The 19641-nt window shown below is 60.0% G+C and carries 18 protein-coding genes; 13 read left to right on the forward strand and 5 right to left on the reverse strand.

What is annotated here, in order from left to right:
- Positions 1-60 precede the first annotated feature (60 nt).
- The 6 genes from ND528_RS12595 (at position 61) to ND528_RS12620 (ending at position 6902) form a co-directional block, all read left to right on the forward strand.
- The gene (locus tag ND528_RS12595; RefSeq protein ID WP_024014061.1) at positions 61-1362 is read left to right on the forward strand and encodes an ABC transporter substrate-binding protein; all 1302 of its coding nucleotides are present in this window, start codon (positions 61-63) and stop codon (positions 1360-1362) included.
- 119 nt (positions 1363-1481) lie between these two features.
- Entirely contained in the window at positions 1482-2390 is a 909-nt protein-coding gene (locus tag ND528_RS12600; RefSeq protein ID WP_263470451.1) for a carbohydrate ABC transporter permease, read from the forward strand.
- Positions 2383-3228, forward strand: coding sequence for a carbohydrate ABC transporter permease (locus ND528_RS12605; RefSeq protein WP_039758116.1), 846 nt, complete (start codon positions 2383-2385; stop codon positions 3226-3228). Before ND528_RS12600 ends, ND528_RS12605 begins: the two co-directional genes overlap by 8 nt.
- Before the next feature lie 2 nt (positions 3229-3230).
- Positions 3231-4391 carry an ABC transporter ATP-binding protein gene (locus tag ND528_RS12610; RefSeq protein WP_073472036.1) on the forward strand — a complete coding sequence of 387 codons (1161 nt, stop codon included), beginning with the start codon at positions 3231-3233 and terminating at the stop codon, positions 4389-4391.
- A gap of 193 nt (positions 4392-4584) precedes the next feature.
- Positions 4585-5934 (forward strand): carbohydrate porin, encoded by a 1350-nt coding sequence (locus ND528_RS12615; RefSeq protein WP_016773536.1) that lies wholly within the window; start codon positions 4585-4587, stop codon positions 5932-5934.
- Between the two features lie 113 nt (positions 5935-6047).
- On the forward strand, positions 6048-6902 hold the full coding sequence (locus ND528_RS12620; protein ID WP_263470452.1) for a D-hexose-6-phosphate mutarotase: 855 nt from the start codon (positions 6048-6050) through the stop codon (positions 6900-6902).
- Positions 6903-7102: 200 nt separating this feature from the next.
- Here the strand turns inward: ND528_RS12620 and ND528_RS12625 are convergent, their stop codons facing one another.
- The gene (locus tag ND528_RS12625; RefSeq protein ID WP_169842436.1) at positions 7103-7963 is read right to left on the reverse strand and encodes a MurR/RpiR family transcriptional regulator; all 861 of its coding nucleotides are present in this window, start codon (positions 7961-7963) and stop codon (positions 7103-7105) included.
- 226 nt (positions 7964-8189) lie between these two features.
- Between ND528_RS12625 and zwf the strand changes: the two genes are divergently transcribed.
- The 4 genes from zwf (at position 8190) to ND528_RS12645 (ending at position 11791) form a co-directional block, all read left to right on the forward strand.
- Positions 8190-9656 (forward strand): glucose-6-phosphate dehydrogenase, encoded by a 1467-nt coding sequence (zwf, locus tag ND528_RS12630; RefSeq protein WP_016773537.1) that lies wholly within the window; start codon positions 8190-8192, stop codon positions 9654-9656.
- Positions 9643-10356: a 6-phosphogluconolactonase gene (gene pgl, locus ND528_RS12635; RefSeq protein WP_263470453.1), complete on the forward strand. Its 714-nt coding sequence runs from the start codon at positions 9643-9645 to the stop codon at positions 10354-10356. The genes zwf and pgl overlap by 14 nt, the downstream gene beginning before the upstream one ends.
- Positions 10357-10373: 17 nt before the next feature.
- Positions 10374-11039, forward strand: a complete 666-nt coding sequence (locus ND528_RS12640) for a bifunctional 4-hydroxy-2-oxoglutarate aldolase/2-dehydro-3-deoxy-phosphogluconate aldolase (RefSeq protein WP_016773539.1) — start codon at positions 10374-10376, stop codon at positions 11037-11039.
- A gap of 170 nt (positions 11040-11209) precedes the next feature.
- Positions 11210-11791: a peptidase associated/transthyretin-like domain-containing protein gene (locus tag ND528_RS12645; protein WP_263470454.1), complete on the forward strand. Its 582-nt coding sequence runs from the start codon at positions 11210-11212 to the stop codon at positions 11789-11791.
- Here ND528_RS12645 and ND528_RS12650 read toward each other — a convergent pair.
- Complete coding sequence (locus ND528_RS12650) at positions 11788-12969, reverse strand: aminotransferase class V-fold PLP-dependent enzyme (protein ID WP_263470455.1); 1182 nt, start codon at positions 12967-12969, stop codon at positions 11788-11790. The two genes, ND528_RS12645 and ND528_RS12650, sit on opposite strands and share 4 nt — an antisense overlap.
- 30 nt (positions 12970-12999) lie before the next feature.
- Positions 13000-13236, reverse strand: a complete 237-nt coding sequence (locus tag ND528_RS12655; RefSeq protein WP_003227425.1) for a DUF3820 family protein — start codon at positions 13234-13236, stop codon at positions 13000-13002.
- 206 nt (positions 13237-13442) lie between these two features.
- Between ND528_RS12655 and ND528_RS12660 the strand changes: the two genes are divergently transcribed.
- Entirely contained in the window at positions 13443-13910 is a 468-nt protein-coding gene (locus ND528_RS12660; RefSeq protein WP_016773542.1) for a ferritin-like domain-containing protein, read from the forward strand.
- 292 nt (positions 13911-14202) lie between these two features.
- On the opposite strand, the gene ND528_RS12665 is transcribed toward ND528_RS12660, so the two are convergent.
- Complete coding sequence (locus tag ND528_RS12665; protein WP_003227420.1) at positions 14203-14673, reverse strand: MaoC family dehydratase; 471 nt, start codon at positions 14671-14673, stop codon at positions 14203-14205.
- A gap of 43 nt (positions 14674-14716) precedes the next feature.
- Positions 14717-15661, reverse strand: a complete 945-nt coding sequence (locus ND528_RS12670) for an alpha/beta hydrolase (protein WP_263470456.1) — start codon at positions 15659-15661, stop codon at positions 14717-14719.
- Between the two features lie 225 nt (positions 15662-15886).
- On the opposite strand from ND528_RS12670, the gene fadD2 reads away from it, so the two are divergent.
- Entirely contained in the window at positions 15887-17575 is a 1689-nt protein-coding gene (fadD2, locus tag ND528_RS12675; protein WP_263470457.1) for a long-chain-fatty-acid--CoA ligase FadD2, read from the forward strand.
- 347 nt (positions 17576-17922) lie between these two features.
- Entirely contained in the window at positions 17923-19620 is a 1698-nt protein-coding gene (fadD1, locus tag ND528_RS12680; RefSeq protein WP_024014053.1) for a long-chain-fatty-acid--CoA ligase FadD1, read from the forward strand.
- Positions 19621-19641: the final 21 nt, after the last annotated feature.

Below are 19641 nucleotides of genomic sequence, written 5' to 3' on the forward strand. Positions count from 1 at the left end.
ACTCCGTGCAGCGCAAGCACCAGACTTGCAATGCATAACAACAAGAAAGGTACATTTCGAATGAATGCGATTTCTCGCCTCGCTACTGTCATTTCTGTCGCCTCCCTGTTCCCGCTCGCAATCCTGCCGCTCAGTGTCTCCGCTGCCGATTCCAAAGGTTCGGTGGAAGTTGTGCACTGGTGGACTTCCGGTGGCGAAAAAGCCGCTGTCGATGTGCTCAAGGCCCAAGTCGAAAAAGACGGTTTCACCTGGAAGGACGGCGCTGTCGCCGGTGGTGGCGGTGCGACTGCCATGACCGTGCTGAAAAGCCGTGCCGTTGCCGGCAACCCGCCAGGCGTTGCCCAGATCAAAGGCCCGGACATCCAGGAATGGGCGTCGACCGGTCTGCTCGACACCGACGTTTTGAAAGACGTCGCCAAGTCGGAAAAGTGGGACAGCCTGCTCGACAAGAAAGTCTCCGATACCGTGAAGTACGACGGTGATTACGTGGCCGTGCCGGTGAACATTCACCGCGTGAACTGGCTGTGGATCAACCCGGAAGTCTTCAAGAAAGCCGGCATCACCAAGAATCCAACCACCCTCGAAGAGTTCTACGCAGCCGGCGACAAGCTGAAAGCGGCGGGCTTCATTCCGCTCGCCCACGGCGGTCAGCCTTGGCAGGACAGCACTGTGTTCGAAGCCGTGGTGCTCTCGGTCATGGGCGTGGATGGCTACAAGAAAGCCCTGGTCGATCTCGACAACAAAGCGCTGACCGGCCCGGAAATGGTCAAGGCGCTCACTGAGCTGAAGAAAGTCGCGACCTACATGGACGCTGACGGCAAAGGCCAGGACTGGAACCTCGAAGCGGCCAAGGTGATCAACGGCAAGGCCGGCATGCAGATCATGGGTGACTGGGCCAAGTCCGAATGGACCGCCGCCAAGAAAGTCGCCGGCAAGGACTACGAGTGCGTAGCGTTCCCGGGCACCGACAAGGCGTTCACCTACAACATCGACTCGCTGGCCGTGTTCAAGCAGAAGGACGCAGGCACTGCGGCCGGTCAGCAGGACATCGCCAAAGTCGTGCTGGGTGAGAACTTCCAGAAAGTCTTCAGCATCAACAAAGGCTCGATCCCGGTGCGCAACGACATGTTGAACAACATGGACAAGCTCGGCTTCGATTCCTGCGCGCAGACCGCTGCCAAGGACTTCCTCGCGGACGCCAAGTCCGGCGGCCTGCAACCGAGCATGGCGCACAACATGGCGACCACGCTGGCCGTGCAGGGCGCGTTCTTTGACGTAGTCACCAACTACATCAACGACCCGAAAGCCGACCCGGCCGATGCGGCGAAGAAACTCGGCGCGGCGGTTCAGTCAGCTAAATAGGCGCCTTGACGGCGAGCTGCAAGCTTCAAGCTTCAAGCTGCAAGTTATAGGCTTGCGCGCTGCTGGTCTTGTAGCTTGCAGCTTGCAGCTGTTCTTCTCTTTCTTTTCTGGATTTGCTCATGAGTTCTGTTGCTGTGTTCAGCAAGGCCTCGCCGTTCGATGCATTGCAGCGCTGGCTACCGAAACTGGTGCTGGCGCCGAGCATGTTCATCGTGCTGGTGGGCTTCTATGGCTACATCCTGTGGACGTTCATTCTGTCGTTCACCACCTCGACCTTCCTGCCCAACTACAAGTGGGCCGGTCTGGCGCAATACGCGCGGTTGTTCGACAACGATCGCTGGTGGGTGGCGAGCAAGAACCTCGCCGTGTTCGGCGGCATGTTCATCGGCATTACCCTGGTGATCGGCGTGTTGCTGGCGGTGTTCCTCGACCAGCGCATCCGTCGCGAAGGCTTTATCCGCACCATTTACCTGTACCCGATGGCGCTCTCGATGATCGTCACTGGTACCGCGTGGAAATGGCTGCTCAATCCGGGCATGGGCCTGGACAAATTGTTGCGTGACTGGGGCTGGGAAGGCTTCCGTCTGGACTGGCTGATCGACCCTGATCGCGTGGTCTACTGCCTGGTGATCGCCGCTGTGTGGCAAGCCTCGGGCTTCATCATGGCGATGTTCCTCGCCGGCCTGCGTGGCGTCGACCAATCGATCATCCGTGCGGCGCAGATCGACGGTGCGAGCATGCCGCGCATCTACTGGAAAGTCGTGCTGCCAAGCCTGCGTCCGGTGTTCTTCAGTGCGGTGATGATCCTCGCGCACATCGCGATCAAGAGCTTCGACCTCGTTGCGGCAATGACCGCCGGCGGTCCGGGTTATTCCTCCGACCTGCCAGCGATGTTCATGTATTCCTTCACCTTCAGTCGCGGCCAGATGGGCATGGGCTCGGCCAGTGCGATTCTGATGCTCGGTGCGATTCTCGCGATCATCATGCCTTACCTGTACTCCGAGCTGAGGACCAAGCGTAATGACTAGTCTCGCTGCCAAACCTGCGATCAGCTTGAGCCGCATCGCAATCTACGCGGTGCTGATTCTCGCGGTGTTCCTCTATCTGGTGCCGCTGGTGGTGATGTTGCTGACCAGCTTCAAGACCCCGGAAGACATCAGCACCGGCAACCTGCTGAGCTGGCCGACCGTGGTCAGCGGCATCGGCTGGGTCAAGGCCTGGGCCACGGTCGACGGCTACTTCTGGAACTCGATCAAGATCACCGTTCCGGCGGTAATCATCTCCACCGCCATCGGTGCGTTGAACGGTTACGTGCTGTCGATGTGGCGCTTCCGTGGTTCGCAGTTGTTCTTCGGTCTGCTGCTGTTCGGCTGCTTCCTGCCGTTCCAGACCGTGCTGCTGCCGGCCTCGTTCACCCTCGGCAAGATGGGCCTGGCGAGCACCACCACCGGCCTGGTCTTCGTCCACGTGGTCTACGGTCTGGCGTTCACCACGCTTTTTTTCCGCAACTACTACGTGAGCATCCCCGATGCGCTGGTCAAGGCTGCGCGGCTGGATGGCGCGGGGTTCTTCACGATTTTCCGCCGCATCATCCTGCCGATGTCGACGCCGATCATCATGGTCTGCCTGATCTGGCAGTTCACCCAGATCTGGAACGACTTCCTCTTCGGTGTGGTGTTCTCCAGCGGTGATTCGCAACCGATCACCGTGGCGCTGAACAACCTGGTCAACACCAGCACCGGCGCCAAGGAATACAACGTGGATATGGCAGCGGCGATGATCGCCGGCCTGCCGACCCTGCTGGTCTATGTGGTCGCAGGCAAGTATTTCGTGCGCGGGCTGACGGCCGGCGCGGTCAAGGGGTAATCATGGCTACGCTTGAACTTCGCAACGTAAACAAGACCTACGGGGCCGGCCTGCCGGACACCCTGAAGAACATCGAACTGTCGATCAAGGACGGTGAATTCCTGATCCTCGTCGGCCCGTCGGGCTGCGGTAAATCGACCTTGATGAACTGCATCGCCGGCCTGGAAACCATCACCGGCGGCGCGATCATGATCGGTGATCAGGACGTCAGCGGCATGAGCCCCAAGGATCGCGACATCGCCATGGTGTTCCAGTCCTACGCCCTGTACCCGACCATGAGCGTGCGCGAGAACATCGAGTTCGGCCTGAAGATTCGCAAGATGCCCCAAGCAGCGATCGACGAAGAAGTCGCCCGTGTGGCCAAGCTGTTGCAGATCGAACACCTGCTCAATCGCAAGCCGGGCCAGCTCTCCGGTGGTCAGCAACAGCGCGTGGCGATGGGCCGTGCTCTGGCGCGGCGGCCGAAGATCTACCTGTTCGACGAACCGCTGTCGAACCTCGACGCCAAGCTGCGCGTCGAGATGCGCACCGAAATGAAACTGATGCACCAGCGCCTGAAAACCACCACGGTCTACGTGACCCACGACCAGATCGAAGCAATGACTCTGGGCGACAAGGTCGCGGTGATGAAGGACGGCATCATTCAGCAATTCGGTACGCCGAAAGACATCTACAACAACCCGGCCAACCTGTTTGTGGCGAGCTTCATCGGCTCGCCGCCGATGAACTTCATCCCCCTGCGTTTGCAGCGCAAGGACGGCCGACTGCTGGCGCTGCTCGACAGCGGCCAGGCGCGCTGCGAATTGCCGATGAGCATGCAGGACGCCGGGCTTGAAGATCGCGAAGTGATCCTCGGCCTGCGTCCGGAGCAGATCGTGCTGGCGAACGGCGAGGGCAATGGTCTGCCGAGCATCCGCGCCGAAGTGCAGGTCACCGAACCGACCGGTCCGGACACCCTGGTGTTCGTCAACTTGAACGACACCAAGGTCTGCTGCCGACTGGCGCCGGACGTGGCACCGCAGGTAGGCGAAAGCCTGACGCTGCAGTTCGATCCATCGAAAGTGTTGTTGTTCGATGCCAATACCGGCGAGCGCCTGGGCGTTGCGGGCCAGGTGCAGACAGAGACCCGGTCGGCGAATGTGGCGCAATTCAAAGGCCGCTGAAGTACAAAATGTGGGAGCGAGCCTGCTCGCGAAAGCGGTCTGACATCCAGCATTGATGTCGCCTGTTCCACCGCATTCGCGAGCAGGCTCGCTCCCACAGGGGGCAAGCAGTGCCCGGCCTGTCGAGCACTGCACTTTATGTAAACCGCGTTAGATAAAAACAGTTAATAACAATAAAGACGAGGATGTAGGGATGAAAAAGAAACACGTCAATGCCCGGTTGATCTGCCAGGTTTCTGCGGCAGCTGCACTGGTGCTGGCCGGTAATGCGATGGCGGCGGATGCCTTCAGCTCGGACTCCAAATGGATGACCGGCGACTGGGGCGGCGAGCGCACCAAGCTGATCGAGCAGGGTATCGACATCAAGGCCGACTACGTTGGCGAGATGGGCGCCAACCTGAACGGCGGCTACAACGACGACAAGACTGCGCGTTACGCTGACCAGTTCGGTCTGGGCGTGGCCCTTGACCTGCAGAAGCTGTGGGGCTGGGACAACACCCAAGCGAAGATCCAGCTGACCAATCGTAACGGCTACAACATCTCCAACGACCGCGTTGGCGATCCGCGTGCCGGCACCCTCAGCTCCTCGCAGGAAGTCTACGGCCGTGGCCACATGGTGCGTCTGACCCAACTGTGGATTCAGCACCAGTTCTTCGACAACAAGCTCGACGTCAAGGCCGGTTACTTCGGCGAAGGCGAAGATTTCAACACCTTCCCGTGCGACTTCCAGAACCTGGCGTTCTGCGGTTCGCAAGTGGGTAACTGGGCGACCAACATCTGGTACAACTGGCCAGTCAGCCAGGCTGCGATCCGTGTGAAGTACAACATCAACGACGAGCTCTACGCGCAAATCGGTGCGTACAACCAGAACCCGTCGCAGCTGGAACACGGCAACGGCTTCAAGCTCAGCGGCAGTGGCACCAAGGGTACCGTGCTGCCGGTTGAGTTGGTCTGGTCGCCGAAGGTCAACAGCCTGCCGGGCGAATACCGCGTCGGTTACTACAAGAGCACGGCCGATGCCGACGACGTTCGCGAAGACGTCAACGGTCTCGATGCGGCAACGACCGGTGATGACTACAAGTCGCACAACAGCAAAAGCGGTTACTGGTTCGTTGCGCAACAGCAACTCACCAGCCACAACGGTGATGCGACTCGCGGTCTGAACATCGCTGCCAACGCGACTTTCCACGACAAGGACACCAACTTCATCGACAACTACCAGTCGGTGATGTTTGTCTACAAAGGCCCGTTCGATGCGCGTCCGAAGGATGACATCGGTATCGGCGCGGCGCGTATCCACGTCAACAAGGACGTCAAGCGCAACGCTGAACTGCTGAACGCTGCGAACGGTGTGTCCGACTACGACAACGCCGCGTTCTCGCCGATTCGTGAAACCGAATACAACTACGAACTCAACTACGGCATCCATGTCACCAACTGGCTGACCGTGCGTCCCAACCTGCAATACATCACCCATCCGGGCGGTGTGGATGAAGTCGATAACGCTTTGGTCGCTGGCCTGAAAATTCAGTCAACGTTCTGACGCGTCTGCGATAAGCTCCTCTCTATGTGCGCATTTTGCGGACAGCCAAGGCTGTCCGCTTTTTTTTGGAGGGTTCGCGCCGCCCATGAAAGTTGAATTCGGAACCGTAGCCAATGCATGAGCATCCGCTGCAACGCTTCTTCAAATCCCTGCGCGAGCGACCGGTGTTCGCCTGGGAGCGCTATCAGATGCGCGACGTGCTGGTGATCGATCATCCGCTGTGTCAGGCGGTGTTCAGTCGTCAGGGCGCGCAGTTGCTGCATTTTCAACCGCGCGGGCAGAAGCCGTGGTTGTGGTGCGCGGCGAAGTGGCCGCATGTCGGCGCGATTCGCGGTGGCGTGCCGGTGTGCTGGCCGTGGTATGGCCGTCATCCGAGCGAAAACGCGTGGCCGTCGCATGGTTGGGCGCGATTGCTCGACTGGAAACTGCTCGACAGCAGCAGCGCCGAAGACGGCGTGCGCCTGCACTGGCAATTGCAACTGTGCGATTGGCAGGTCGACCTGCACGCGCATCTGGGCGAACGCATGGAATTACGCCTGAGCACCGAGCATCAGGACGACATGCCGTGCCAGTTGAGCCAGGCTTTGCACGCTTACTGGCGTATTGGCGATGTCGGTGAGATAGCGCTGTCTGGGCTCGAAGGCGCACAGGGTTATGACCAGTTGAACCGTCAGATTTGTCAGCAGGAAGGTGAGTTGCGCGTTGATGGCGGCTGTCAGCGGGTGTTCCAGCATGACGGCGAATTGCAGCTGAAAGATCACGCCTGGCAGCGCGAGTTGTGCATCGATACCGGTGACAGCGGCGACACCGTCGTCTGGCATCCCGGCGCGCGGCCGTTGCTGGGGGTGAGTTGGGACGAGGTATCGGAATTCGTTTGCGTAGAAGCAGCGGCGGGCGGCACGGACAGCCTGCACTTGGCGCCGGGGGAGAAGGCGCATTTGAGTTTGCAGGCGTGGGCGGCGGCTTAGTGCGTCAAGTACACCGATACCCTAGCCCTCTCCCAGAGGGAGAGGGGACCGAATGGGGGATGCTCAAGAATGACGCCGACATGAAAGTGCAGTTCTGAATCCATAATCGATTGGATATTTCAGGTCGATGTACCGCGCAAGACACCTCGGTCGGCTCCCTCTCCCTCCGGGAGAGGGCTGGGGTGAGGGGCTTTTGATCTTTAGTTGAACTCGTCACCCACTGGATACCGGCTGGCATTCAAACTCTCTTTGATCTTGCGCAGATGCGGCTGGAAGTCCACGCCACGGCGCAAGGTCATCCCCGTCGCCAGCACATCCAGCACCGTCAACTGAATGATCCGCGACGTCATCGGCATATAAATGTCGGTGTCTTCCGGCAGCGGAATGTTCAGGCTCAGGGTACTGGCCTTGGCCAGCGGCGAATTCTCCGCCGTCAGGCCCAAAACCGAAGCGCCGTTCTCCCGGGCGATCCGCGCCACTTCCACCAGCTCGCGGGTACGTCCGGTGTAGGAAATGATCACAAACAGCTCGCCGGTATGCGCCACCGAAGCAATCATCCGCTGCATCAACACATCGGCATGCGCAGTGACCGCGAGGTTGAAGCGGAAGAACTTGTGCTGCGCATCCAGCGCCACCGGGGCTGAAGCGCCGAGGCCGAAGAAGTGGATCTGCCGGGCCTGGATCAACAGGTCGACGGCGCGGCTGATCAGGTTCGGGTCCAGCGCCTGGCAAGCGCTGTCCAGCGAGGCGATGGCGCTGCCGAAAATCTTCTGCGTGTACGCCTCGGGATTGTCGTCCGCCTCGACCGCGCGGCTGACATACGCCGCGCCACTGGCCAGGCTCTGGGCCAATTGCAGCTTGAGTTCGGGATAACCGCTGACACCGAACGAGCGGCAGAAACGGTTGACCGTCGGTTCGCTCACCGAGGCGGCCTGGGCGAGGGCGGCGATGCTGAAGCGGGTGGCCTGCTGCGGGTTGAGCAGGATCACCTCGGCGACCTTACGTTCGGCCTTGTTCAGCTCTTCAAGGCGACTCTGGATCTGTTCCAGTAAATTTCGCACGCGGTCCATATGGAATTCCTGATTCACCGACGCAGAGTTGCGTCGGGCTATGCAAATTGGGCCTTTGATATGGCCCGTGACGGTGGCCTATCCTACTGATGCGTCCGGGCGACCACCACTCGGATTGAGTATTCTGCGAAAATGTTGTGGTTATTACTACATTTTCCCTTGAGTGATGCCTTGAAAAAAGGTATTTGTAGCTTAACTTGATAAAAGAACAAACATCATGCCTTCCATTACGGTTGAACCGTGCACCTTTGCCTTGTTCGGCGCGCTTGGCGATCTGGCCCTGCGCAAGCTGTTTCCTGCCCTGTATCACCTTGACGGTGCCGACCTGCTGCACGAGGACACGCGCATCATCGCGCTGGCCCGTGAGCCCGGCAGCGAGCAGCAGCACATGGCGTTCATCGCCGCCGAATTGCGCCGTTACGTCGGCAAAGAGCTGAACGAAACCGTAGCCGAGCGCTTTCTCGCGCGCCTGACCTATCTGCACGTCGACTTCCTCAAGGCTGAGGATTATGTGGCGCTGGCGGAACTGGCCGGCAGCAGCCAGCGCATGATTGCCTACTTCGCCACCCCGGCGGCGGTGTACGGCGCAATCTGCGAGAACCTCGAGAAAGTCGGTCTGGCCGAAAACACTCGGGTGGTGCTGGAAAAGCCGATCGGCTCAGACCTGGAGTCGTCGCGCAAGGTCAACGACGCAGTAGCGCAGTTCTTCCCGGAAGACCGCACCTACCGTATCGACCACTATCTGGGCAAAGAGACCGTTCAGAACCTGATCGCCCTGCGTTTCGCCAACAGCCTGTTCGAAACCCAGTGGAACCAGAATTACATCTCCCACGTGGAAATCACCGTGGCCGAGAAGGTCGGCATCGAGGGCCGTTGGGGCTATTTCGACAAGGCCGGCCAACTGCGCGACATGATCCAGAATCACCTGTTGCAGCTGCTCTGCCTGATTGCCATGGACCCGCCGGCCGACCTGTCCGCCGACAGCATCCGTGACGAGAAAGTGAAGGTGCTCAAGGCGCTCGCGCCGATCAGCCCGGAAGGCCTGACCACTCAGGTCGTGCGCGGCCAGTACATCGCCGGCCACAGCGAGGGGAAATCCGTTCCGGGTTACCTCGAAGAACCGAATTCCAACACCCAGAGCGACACCGAAACCTTCGTCGCCCTGCGTGCCGATATCCGCAACTGGCGCTGGGCCGGCGTGCCGTTCTACCTGCGTACCGGCAAGCGCATGCCGCAGAAGCTGTCGCAGATCGTCATCCACTTCAAGGAACCGTCGCACTACATCTTCGCCCCGGAGCAGCGTCTGCAGATCAGCAACAAACTGATCATCCGCCTGCAACCGGACGAAGGCATTTCCTTGCGCGTGATGACCAAGGAGCAAGGCCTGGACAAGGGCATGCAACTGCGCAGCGGGCCGCTGCAACTGAATTTCTCCGACACCTGGCGTAGCGCGCGGATCCCCGATGCCTACGAGCGGTTGTTGCTGGAAGTGATGAACGGCAATCAGAACCTGTTTGTCCGTAAAGATGAAATCGAAGCCGCGTGGAAGTGGTGTGACCAGTTGATCGCCGGGTGGAAGAAATCCGGTGACGCGCCCAAGCCGTATGCGGCCGGGTCGTGGGGGCCGATGAGCTCCATTGCTTTGATCACGCGGGACGGGAGGTCGTGGTATGGCGATATCTGATGTGCAACTGCCGACGGGCGTGACTGCCAGCGAATTCAACAGCCCGGTGCTGCTCGCCGAAGGCCTGGCGCTGAACGTTGCCAAGCAACTGAGCGAGGCCATTGCCGCGCGCGGCAACGCGGTGCTGGTGGTGTCCGGCGGGCGCAGCCCGGTCGCGTTCTTCCAGCACCTGGCCAAGCAGGAGCTGGACTGGTCGAAGGTCGTTGTGACCCTGGCCGACGAACGCTGGGTGCCGGTGGAACATGCCGACAGCAATGCCGGCCTGCTCAAGCAGTATCTGCTCAAAGGCCCGGCAGCCAAGGCGCAGTTCCTCAGCCTCTACAGCGCGGCGGCCAACGTCGAGCAGGCTGCGGAACAGGCCGATCGTCTGCTCGCAGAGCTGCCGCCAATCGATGTGCTGGTGCTGGGCATGGGCGATGACGGTCACACCGCGTCGCTGTTCCCCGACAGCCCGAACCTCGCGGCAGCCCTGCAAGCCGATGGCTCGCGCCGTTGCTGGCCGATGCTGGCGCCCAGCGTGCCACGTCAGCGCCTGACCATGAGCCGTGCGCTGCTGGCCTCGGCCAAGCACAAGATTCTGTCGATTTCCGGTCAATCGAAACTGACCACCCTGAATGCCGCGCTGGCATCCGATGACGTTGCGGCCATGCCGGTGCGCGCGTTTCTGCAACCTACGTTAGAGATTTACTGGTGCCCATGAGCCAAGGAACAGCCGCTATGACAACCCCATCCCCGACCGTTTCCATGGCGGACAAAGTTGCCCTGATCGACAGTCTCTGCGCCAAGGCGCGGATCCTGCCAGTGATCACCATCGCCCGCGAACAGGACGTGCTGCCACTGGCCGACGCCCTCGCCGCCGGTGGCCTGACTGCGCTGGAAGTGACCCTGCGTTCGCAGTTCGGCCTCAAGGCCATTCAGATCCTGCGCGAACAGCGCCCGGAACTGATGACCGGTGCCGGCACCGTGCTCGACCGCAACATGCTCGCAGCGGCGGAAGCGGCCGGCTCGCAATTCATCGTCACCCCGGGCATCACCCGCGACCTGCTCGAAGCCAGCGTCGACAGCCCGATTCCGCTGTTGCCGGGCATCAGCAATGCCTCGGGGATCATGGAAGGCTACGGTCTGGGCTATCGCCGCTTCAAGCTGTTCCCGGCGGAAGTCAGCGGTGGCGTGGCGGCAATCAAGGCGCTCGGCGGCCCGTTCGGCGAAGTGAAATTCTGCCCGACTGGCGGCGTCGGCCCGGCCAATATCAAGAGCTACATGGCGCTGAAAAACGTCATGTGCGTGGGCGGTAGCTGGATGCTTGATCCGGAATGGATCAAGAACGGCGACTGGGCCCGCATTCAGGAATGCACCGCCGAGGCCCTGGCGCTGCTGGACTGATTGTCACCCGACACCTCGTTGTGTGCTTTACGGCTTTATGGTGCGCTTGGTCGGCGCACCTTTTTTTTGCGCTGAAAAAAGTGCCGGTACATGTCGCGATACATAGTTACTGCACGCTGTCTTTTTCACGGAGTTAACCTGCGTTCATCTTATGGAAGAGAGAACGCCTCATGGACGACTTTCAGTCTCTGACCCTTGCGCCACAATCCCCTTATCAACCGAAGCAACTTCCCCTCGGCCGCCCCGATCGGCCCGCAGCCGAATCCCATGTGCGCAATATCAGCCAGGGCGTCGAAGGCCTGCCGCTGATCCTGCGTCTTTCGCTGGTCGATGCGATGACCAGCGAGCCGGTTATCGGTGCGCTGGTGCTCATTCGGCAGACGATTGATACCGACACCAGCCTGTGCGGCATTCAATCGACCGACAGCCATGGCATCGTCCGTTTCACCAGTGTCTATCCGGATCGAGCGGTGCACGGCGCTGCTTGCCTGAAGCTGAGCGTATTCATTCCCGGCGACGAAGCAGGAGCGCAAGCTCACCACGAGGCCTGGGCCGGCACCTTGCATTTGCTCGGCCACTGCGGCTGTGAAGCTGCCGCTGAGGACGCCATGCAGTTGGTATTGCAGCCGATCGCCGGCGCCGATCTTGAAGACGGTGCCTTCGCTTGCCAGACCCTCGGCATCGACACGTTCGCCGTGTCGTCGCAGTTGGGTCTTGAAGGCTACGAAAAAAACTCCGGAGCGCCGTTCTAGCGCAGCTGGTTCAATGCGTGGACCAACTGCTCCATCTCGCCAGCCGTGGTGGTCAGCCCCGGTGTGATGCGAATGCATGGCCCGCACGCGGCGCCGGTGCGCACCACGGTGAACAGGTTGAATTCGCTGAGCAGACGCTCGGCCATGGCCTGCTGATCGGCATGCCGGGTGAAGCGCATAGCGGTGATCCCGCAATACAGTTGCGGATCGTCCGGCGTCAGTACCTCGATGCCTGGCAGATGCCGCACGGCGTTGACCCACAGGTTGCGCAGGTAATTCAGGCGTGGGCTTTTGGCTGCGGCGCCACCGAGGGCGTCGTGCTCTTCGAACACCAGCGGCAAGGTCATCAGCGCCGGGATGTTCGGCGTGCTGTACGAGGTGCGCGCGCGAATATCGGTGACCGGGTAATGCATCTCGCCCATGTCCGGATCAATGTCGGCCAGACGCTGCGGAGCGATGTAGATGAAGCCAAGGGTCAACGGTGCGCCGATCCATTTGTGCAGGTTGTAACCGGCGAAGGCGATGCCCAAGGCTTGCAGGTCAAATTCAATCTGGCCGAGAGCGTGGGCACCGTCGAGGATGATGTCGACGCCGTGCTCTTTGGCCAGCGCGGCGATGGCTTGCACCGGCATGACCAGGCCGGTGCGATGGGTGACATGGGTCAGGGCCATCAGTTTGAGTTTCGGGTGGCGGATGAAAGCCTCGCGGTAGCTTTCCAGCAGGCTGTCGAAACTGGCCGGGTGGCGGTGGGATATTTCGATAACCTCAACGCCACGGTGTTGCGCCAGCCAGCGCATGGCGCCTTTGACCGTGTCGTACTCAAGATCACAGATCAGCACCTGATCGCCCGGTTGCAGGCGATTGTAATTGCGGATCAGCGATTGCAGGCCTTCGGTGGCATTGCGCGTCAGCGCCACGCTTTGCGCGCGTACGCCAATCAGTTCTGCCAGTTGCGCGCGGATTTCGAGGTTGCCGTGCTGCTCGAAGCGTTGCCGCGCATAAACCGAGTTGCTGGTGTTGATCAGCTCGATGTTGCGCTGGTACTCCTCGATCACCGTGCGCGACATGCGCCCGAAGTAACCGTTTTCCAGATTGACCGGGCCGGGCTGCACATCGTATCTGTCGGCGAATGTCTGCCAGAAGGCTTCGTCACGGGCGCGGCGGGTGTTGTCAGGCATGTTCGACAAGGCTCAAGAGAGGAGGGCGCATCAGTGGCGCGGGGCGGGTTTGCCATGTTTGGCGCGTAGCGGCTCGAGCAGGTCGGACAAGCCGTTGTGGTCGATCTCCTGCATCAACGCCAACAGGCCACCGAGTTCACCGTGGGGAAAGCCTTCGCGGGCGAACCAGTTCAGATAGGGGCCAGGCAAGTCGGCAATGATCCGCCCTTTGTATTTGCCGAAGGGCATCTCGCGGGTGATCAGTAGTTCGAGTTTTTCCGGATTCATCAGCACGCTTCATCGATTCACATGACCGCCTGGAAAATACAGGCATTCTGCATGCAGGCCAAATGACAGATCATGCAAAAAACCAGCATACAGATGGTTCAATCTTTATTAAGTCACTGAAAACAAAGATATTTTTATCCGAAGCGAAGCTGGCACGCACGCTGCAATATCCCTTGCATCTTCAACCCATCGCAAGGAATTGAAAAATGACCGACATGAATAAAGAAGCCATTTCTGTACTCAACGACCTGATTGAAACCTGCAAGGACGGTCAGGAAGGGTTCAAGACTTGCGCCGAAGACATTAAGCACCCAGAACTGAAAACCCTGTTCGTGCAGCGCTCCGCCGATTGCGCCACCGCAGCAGCCGAGCTGCAGGCTCAGGTACGTTCGCTGGGCGGTGATCCGGAAACTTCGACCAGTGTTGCCGGTGATCTGCACCGTCGCTGGGTCGACGTCAAATCCATGTTCACCGGTAAAGATGAAGAGGCTGTGCTGAACGAAGCCGAGCGCGGTGAAGACCATGCGCTGAAGGCTTATCGTGAAGCGATCGAGAAGATCAACAAGCACAATCTGGTTGGCATCAAGGATCTGGTTGAGCGTCAGTACCACGGCGTACAACGCAACCACGACCAGGTGAAAGCCCTGCGTAACCAGGCTCGTGCGAATTCGTAAGAGTTAGTCGGCTGATAAAAAACGCCAGCTTGTCTGGCGTTTTTTTGTGCCCGCAGGAAAAGCCCCTCACCCTAGCCCTCTCCCGGAGGGAGAGGGGACTGACCGAGGTGAATGCCGGAGTTACGCCGACTTGAGCGATCTGAGTTGAACTCTGGTTCTGGAAGGTCTTGAAGATCGCCCGCGCCGAGCGCAGGATTTGAATCCGATGCAGATCAGCTCCCTTTCCTCCTCGCCCCCTTGGGGGAGAGGGCTGGGGTGAGGGGGTAGCAATCTACCTGACACTTCCCAATCATCAGCCAATACTGATCGCCGGCAAAGTCGGCAACGTTACCGTCTGCTGTTTACGCGGCGCGAGAATCTCCGCCTCGCCATCCACCACCAACTCATCACGCTGATTGAACACGCGAGTGGCAATGCGCACGCGGAATTTCGGCAGTTTCTCCAGAATTTCCAGGCGCACCGTCAGCGTGTCGCCGATCTTCACCGGCTTCTGAAAGCTCATCTGCTGGCCGATATAAATGGTGCCCGGCCCAGGCAATTCACAGGCCACCGCTGCGCTGATCAGCGCACCGCTGAACATGCCGTGGGCGATGCGCTCCTTGAACATGCTGGCGGCGGCAAACTCGGCGTCCAGGTGCACCGGGTTGTGGTCGCCCGACATCGCGGCGAACAGCTGAATGTCGCGCTCTTCGACAGTCTTGCTGTAGCTGGCGGTCTGGCCGACTTCAAGGGCTTCGTAAGGGATGTTGGTAACCTGGGTCATCGGTTTCGATTCCTGTGACGGATTTCAGTGAATCCACAAAAAATTATTCGCTACGCTGCGGGCGCCGGTGGCTCAGGGCCTGGTCGATCCAGGCGAGCACATCGGTAGTCACTTCGTCGCGATTGCTTTCATTGAACAATTCGTGCCGGGCCTGCGGGTAGATCTTCAGTTGCAGATGCTGGCTGCCGGCCCTGCGCAAGGCATTGGCCAGATCTGTCAGACGCTTGCCCTCGCTCACCGGATCACATTCGCCGCCAATCACCAGCAGTGGCAGGCCCGGATCGATCTGCGCGAGATTGGACGCTTTGCTGATTTGCTGCAAGCCGCCGAGCAGGTCGATCCAGAACTGATTGGTACAGCGAAAGCCACACAACGGGTCGGCGGCGTACTTGTCGACCTCCGCCGGGTCGCGGCTCAGCCAGTCGAAACGGGTGCGCACCGGTTTGAATCTATTGTTGAACGAGCCGAACGACAGCCACTCGATCAACGCACTGCGGCCCTTGCCGCCCTGACGCAGTTTTTCCAGCCGGGCAATCTGCCGCGCAGCGCGATACAGCGCCACTGGCTGGAAATTCGAGCCGCTGAGAATCGCCCCGTGCAGACTGGCGCTGTGATGCAGCAGATAGGCCTGGGCGATGTAGCTGCCCATGCTGTGGCCGAGCAGGATGATCGGCACGCCGGGGTGTTGCTGGCCGATGTGCTGGTTGAGGCTGGCCAGATCGCCGACGACCTTGCACCAGCCATCGTCATCGGCGAAGTGGCCGAGGGTGCCGTTGTCGGCTGTGCGGCCATGGCCGCGCAGATCCGGGGCGTAGACGCCATAGTCTTTGTCGCAAAACGTGTCGGCGAGGCGGGCGTAGCGAGCACTGTGTTCGGCCATGCCATGGGCCAGCAGAACCACCGCTTTCAATGGCGTGGCCGGCAGCCAGCGGTTGACGTACAGGCGGCTGCGGTCATTCGCGTCCAGCCAGAAGGTGTCGTGTGTCATGGCGATTCCTTTGCTCAGCATCGCCACAGTGTATAGCGCGTCTGATCAGCTCACGCCATGGCAGGAAGATTCACGGGATCAATGAGGGCTTGCGTCATATTTGCCTCAATGGCCATAGCTGCTAGTGTCCGTGAAGCTCCGCTTTGTGCTTTTCGCCTTCAATGGACGAAGCAGAAACGACAGAAAGCGGCTCCCGGATCGGCTCAGGTAAAGAGGACAAGAACAATGCAACCTGATTTCTGGAATGACAAGCGCCCGGCCGGCGTACCGCTGGACATCGACATGGGTGAATTCAAGTCGGTCATCGAAGTGTTTGAGCGTTCCTGCAAGAAATTCGCCGACCGCCCGGCGTTCAGCAGCATGGGCATCACCCTGACCTACGCCGAACTCGAACGCCAGAGCGCGGCGTTCGCCGGTTATCTGCAGGCCCATACCGATCTGGTGCCGGGGGATCGCATTGCGGTGCAGATGCCCAACGTTCTGCATTATCCGATTGCCGTGTTCGGCGCGCTGCGCGCCGGGCTGATCGTGGTCAACACCAACCCGCTGTACACACCGCGGGAAATGCGCCACCAGTTCAAGGATTCCGGCGCACGCGCGCTGGTCTACCTGAATCTGTTCGGGCAGAAAGTCCAGGAAGTGTTGCCCGACACCGACATCCAATATTTGATCGAAGCGAAGATGGGCGACCTGATGCCCACCGCCAAAGGCTGGCTGGTCAACACCGTGGTCAGCAAAGTGAAGAAACTGGTTCCCGAGTATTCGCTGCCGCAAGCCACCTCGTTCAAAAGCGCGCTGCGCATGGGCCGCGGTCAGGGTATCAAGCCGCTGAACGTCGGCCTCGACGACATCGCCGTGCTGCAATACACCGGCGGCACCACCGGCCTGGCCAAGGGCGCGATGCTCACCCACGGCAATCTGGTGGCGAACATGCAGCAGGTGCGCGCGTGTCTGGCTCAGCTCGGCCCGGACGGTCAACCTCTGTTGCGCGAAGGCCAGGAGGTGATGATCGCGCCGCTGCCGCTGTACCACATCTATGCCTTCACCGCGAATTGCATGTGCATGATGGTCTCGGGCAACCACAACGTGCTGATCTCCAATCCGCGCGACATTGCCGGCTTCATCAAGGAACTGAAAAACTGGCGCTTCTCGGCGCTGCTGGGTCTGAACACCTTGTTCGTTGCGCTGATGGACCACCCGGATTTCAAGACCCTGGATTTCTCCAGCCTGAAGCTGACCAACTCCGGCGGCACCGCGCTGGTCAAGGCCACCGCCGAGCGCTGGGAGCAGATGACCGGTTGCCGTATCACCGAAGGCTACGGCCTGACCGAAACTTCGCCAGTGGCCTGCACCAACCCTTACGGCGATCAGTCGCGGCTGGGCACTGTCGGCTTGCCGGTGCCGGGCACGCTGGTGAAAATCATCAACGATGACGGCGTCGAACAGCCGCTGGGCGAGCGCGGCGAGCTGTGCATCAAAGGCCCGCAGATCATGAAGGGTTACTGGAACAAACCCGAAGCCACCGCCGAAGTGCTGGATGCCGAGGGCTGGTTCAAGTCTGGCGATATCGCCGTGATCGACCCGGACGGTTTCGTGCGCATCGTCGATCGCAAGAAGGACATGATCATCGTCTCCGGCTTCAACGTGTACCCCAACGAAATCGAAGACGTGGTCATGGCCCACCCGAAAGTCGCCAACTGCGCGGTCATCGGCGTGCCGGACGAGCGTTCGGGAGAGGCGGTGAAGCTGTTTGTGGTAGCGCGGGAGAGCGGGGTCAGCCTGGAAGAGCTGAAGGCCTACTGCAAAGAAAACTTCACGGCCTACAAGGTGCCGAAACACATCGTGTTGCGTGAGTCGTTGCCGATGACGCCTGTAGGGAAAATTCTGCGGCGCGAGTTGCGGGATATCGCCTAGGCCTGAACCGCAGCGCGCGTGACATTCGCGAGCAGGCTCGCTCCCACAGGTATCGATGTTTTCTGTGAGAGCGAGCCTGCTCGCGAATCTTTTGTGCCCGCTGAATTCGGGGGTTTTGGGGAGTTATAGGATTTTTGCTCTAAAATGACCGCTGGCAAGTCTTGAGTCAAAAATATGACTGTAGGGGCCTCTTTTGGCTCTGGTCGACCCTTGGCAAAGCTGCTACTCTCGGCGCGCTTTGTGACTTCTCGGCCTGTAAAACGCCGGATTCACCAATACAAAACACACACCAATAATAATCGCATCAAATGCGGTGAAGAATTCGCGTTGCTGAGGAGTGGGCTTCCATGATCGAAGACTTTTGGAAGGATAAGTACCCGGCTGGAATCGCAGCCGAGATCAATCCAGACGAGTATCCGAACATTCAGGCAGTGTTGAAGCAATCCTGCCAACGCTTCGCCAACAAACCGGCTTTCAGCAACCTGGGCAAGACAATCACCTACGGTGAGCTGTACGAGCTGTCCGGTGCCTTTGCCGCGTATCTGCAACAGCATACCGACTTGCAGCCCGGTGATCGAATCGCCGTGCAACTGCCCAACGTCCTCCAGTACCCGGTCGCGGTCTTCGGTGCCATTCGCGCCGGGCTGATCGTGGTCAACACCAACCCGCTGTACACCGCGCGGGAAATGGAACACCAATTCAACGACTCCGGCGCCAAAGCCCTGGTGTGCCTGGCGAACATGGCGCACCTGGCCGAAGCCGTGGTGCCGAAGACCGGCGTCAAGCACGTCATCGTCACCGAAGTCGCCGACTTGCTGCCGCCGATCAAGCGTCTGCTGATCAACAGCGTCATCAAGTACGTGAAGAAAATGGTCCCGGCCTATCACTTGCCCAAAGCCATCAAATTCAACGACGTCCTGAGCAAGGGCCACGGCCAGCCAGTGGCCGAAGCCAATCCGGACAGCGGCGATGTCGCGGTGCTGCAATACACCGGCGGTACCACCGGCGTGGCCAAGGGCGCGATGCTGACGCACCGCAACCTGGTCGCCAACATGCTGCAATGCAAGGCGCTGATGGGCTCCAACCTCAACGAAGGCTGCGAGATCCTGATCACGCCGCTGCCGCTGTATCACATCTATGCGTTCACCTTTCATTGCATGGCGATGATGCTGATCGGCAACCACAACATCCTGATCAGCAACCCGCGTGACCTGCCGGCGATGGTCAAGGAACTGTCGAAGTGGAAGTTCAGCGGTTTCGTCGGCCTCAACACGTTGTTCGTGGCGCTGTGCAACAACGAAGGTTTCCGCAAGCTGGATTTCTCCGCGCTGAAAGTCACCCTGTCCGGCGGCATGGCCCTGCAACTGGCGGCGGCCGAGCGCTGGAAAGCCGTGACCGGTTGCGCCATCTGCGAAGGCTACGGCATGACCGAAACCAGCCCGGTGGCCACGGTCAACCCGATCCAGCACATCCAGATCGGCACCATCGGCATTCCGGTGCCGTCGACCCTGTGCAAAGTCATCGACGATGCCGGTGTCGAGCAGCCGCTGGGCGAAATCGGCGAGCTGTGCGTCAAGGGCCCGCAAGTGATGAAGGGTTACTGGCAGCGTCAGGAAGCCACCGATGAAATGCTCGACAGCGACGGCTGGCTGAAAACCGGTGACATCGCGCTGATCCAGCCGGACGGCTACATGCGCATTGTCGATCGCAAGAAGGACATGATTCTGGTGTCTGGCTTCAACGTCTATCCGAACGAACTGGAAGACGTGCTGGCGACTTTGCCGGGCGTATTGCAGTGCGCGGCGATCGGCGTGCCGGACGAGAAGTCGGGTGAGGCGATCAAGATTTTCATCGTCGCCAAACCGGGAGTGACCCTGACCAAAGAACAGGTCATGGACCACATGCGCGCCAACGTTACCGGCTACAAAGTGCCGCGTTCGGTGGAGTTCCGCGATGCGCTGCCGACCACCAACGTCGGCAAGATCCTGCGCCGCGAATTGCGAGATGAAGAACTGAAGAAGATCAAGGCCAAGTCTGCCGCGTAAATAAAAAGCCCCGCAGATGCG

Origin of the sequence: Pseudomonas mercuritolerans (assembly GCF_025706525.1) — a bacterium.
Classification (GTDB): Bacteria; Pseudomonadota; Gammaproteobacteria; order Pseudomonadales; family Pseudomonadaceae; genus Aquipseudomonas; species Aquipseudomonas mercuritolerans.

Bases quoted from the DNA above. Each gene is read 5' to 3' on its own strand.
- ND528_RS12665 (WP_003227420.1), bottom strand. From the start codon at position 14,673: ATGACCCAGGTTACCAACATCCCTTACGAAGCCCTTGAAGTCGGCCAG.
- ND528_RS12615 (WP_016773536.1), top strand. From the start codon at position 4,585: ATGAAAAAGAAACACGTCAATGCCCGGTTGATCTGCCAGGTTTCTGCG.
- ND528_RS12655 (WP_003227425.1), bottom strand. From the start codon at position 13,236: ATGAATCCGGAAAAACTCGAACTACTGATCACCCGCGAGATGCCCTTC.
- ND528_RS12620 (WP_263470452.1), top strand. From the start codon at position 6,048: ATGCATGAGCATCCGCTGCAACGCTTCTTCAAATCCCTGCGCGAGCGA.
- fadD2 (WP_263470457.1), top strand. From the start codon at position 15,887: ATGCAACCTGATTTCTGGAATGACAAGCGCCCGGCCGGCGTACCGCTG.
- ND528_RS12605 (WP_039758116.1), top strand. From the start codon at position 2,383: ATGACTAGTCTCGCTGCCAAACCTGCGATCAGCTTGAGCCGCATCGCA.
- ND528_RS12610 (WP_073472036.1), top strand. From the start codon at position 3,231: ATGGCTACGCTTGAACTTCGCAACGTAAACAAGACCTACGGGGCCGGC.
- ND528_RS12600 (WP_263470451.1), top strand. From the start codon at position 1,482: ATGAGTTCTGTTGCTGTGTTCAGCAAGGCCTCGCCGTTCGATGCATTG.
- ND528_RS12670 (WP_263470456.1), bottom strand. From the start codon at position 15,661: ATGACACACGACACCTTCTGGCTGGACGCGAATGACCGCAGCCGCCTG.
- ND528_RS12640 (WP_016773539.1), top strand. From the start codon at position 10,374: ATGACAACCCCATCCCCGACCGTTTCCATGGCGGACAAAGTTGCCCTG.
- ND528_RS12660 (WP_016773542.1), top strand. From the start codon at position 13,443: ATGACCGACATGAATAAAGAAGCCATTTCTGTACTCAACGACCTGATT.
- ND528_RS12650 (WP_263470455.1), bottom strand. From the start codon at position 12,969: ATGCCTGACAACACCCGCCGCGCCCGTGACGAAGCCTTCTGGCAGACA.
- ND528_RS12595 (WP_024014061.1), top strand. From the start codon at position 61: ATGAATGCGATTTCTCGCCTCGCTACTGTCATTTCTGTCGCCTCCCTG.
- zwf (WP_016773537.1), top strand. From the start codon at position 8,190: ATGCCTTCCATTACGGTTGAACCGTGCACCTTTGCCTTGTTCGGCGCG.
- pgl (WP_263470453.1), top strand. From the start codon at position 9,643: ATGGCGATATCTGATGTGCAACTGCCGACGGGCGTGACTGCCAGCGAA.
- fadD1 (WP_024014053.1), top strand. From the start codon at position 17,923: ATGATCGAAGACTTTTGGAAGGATAAGTACCCGGCTGGAATCGCAGCC.
- ND528_RS12645 (WP_263470454.1), top strand. From the start codon at position 11,210: ATGGACGACTTTCAGTCTCTGACCCTTGCGCCACAATCCCCTTATCAA.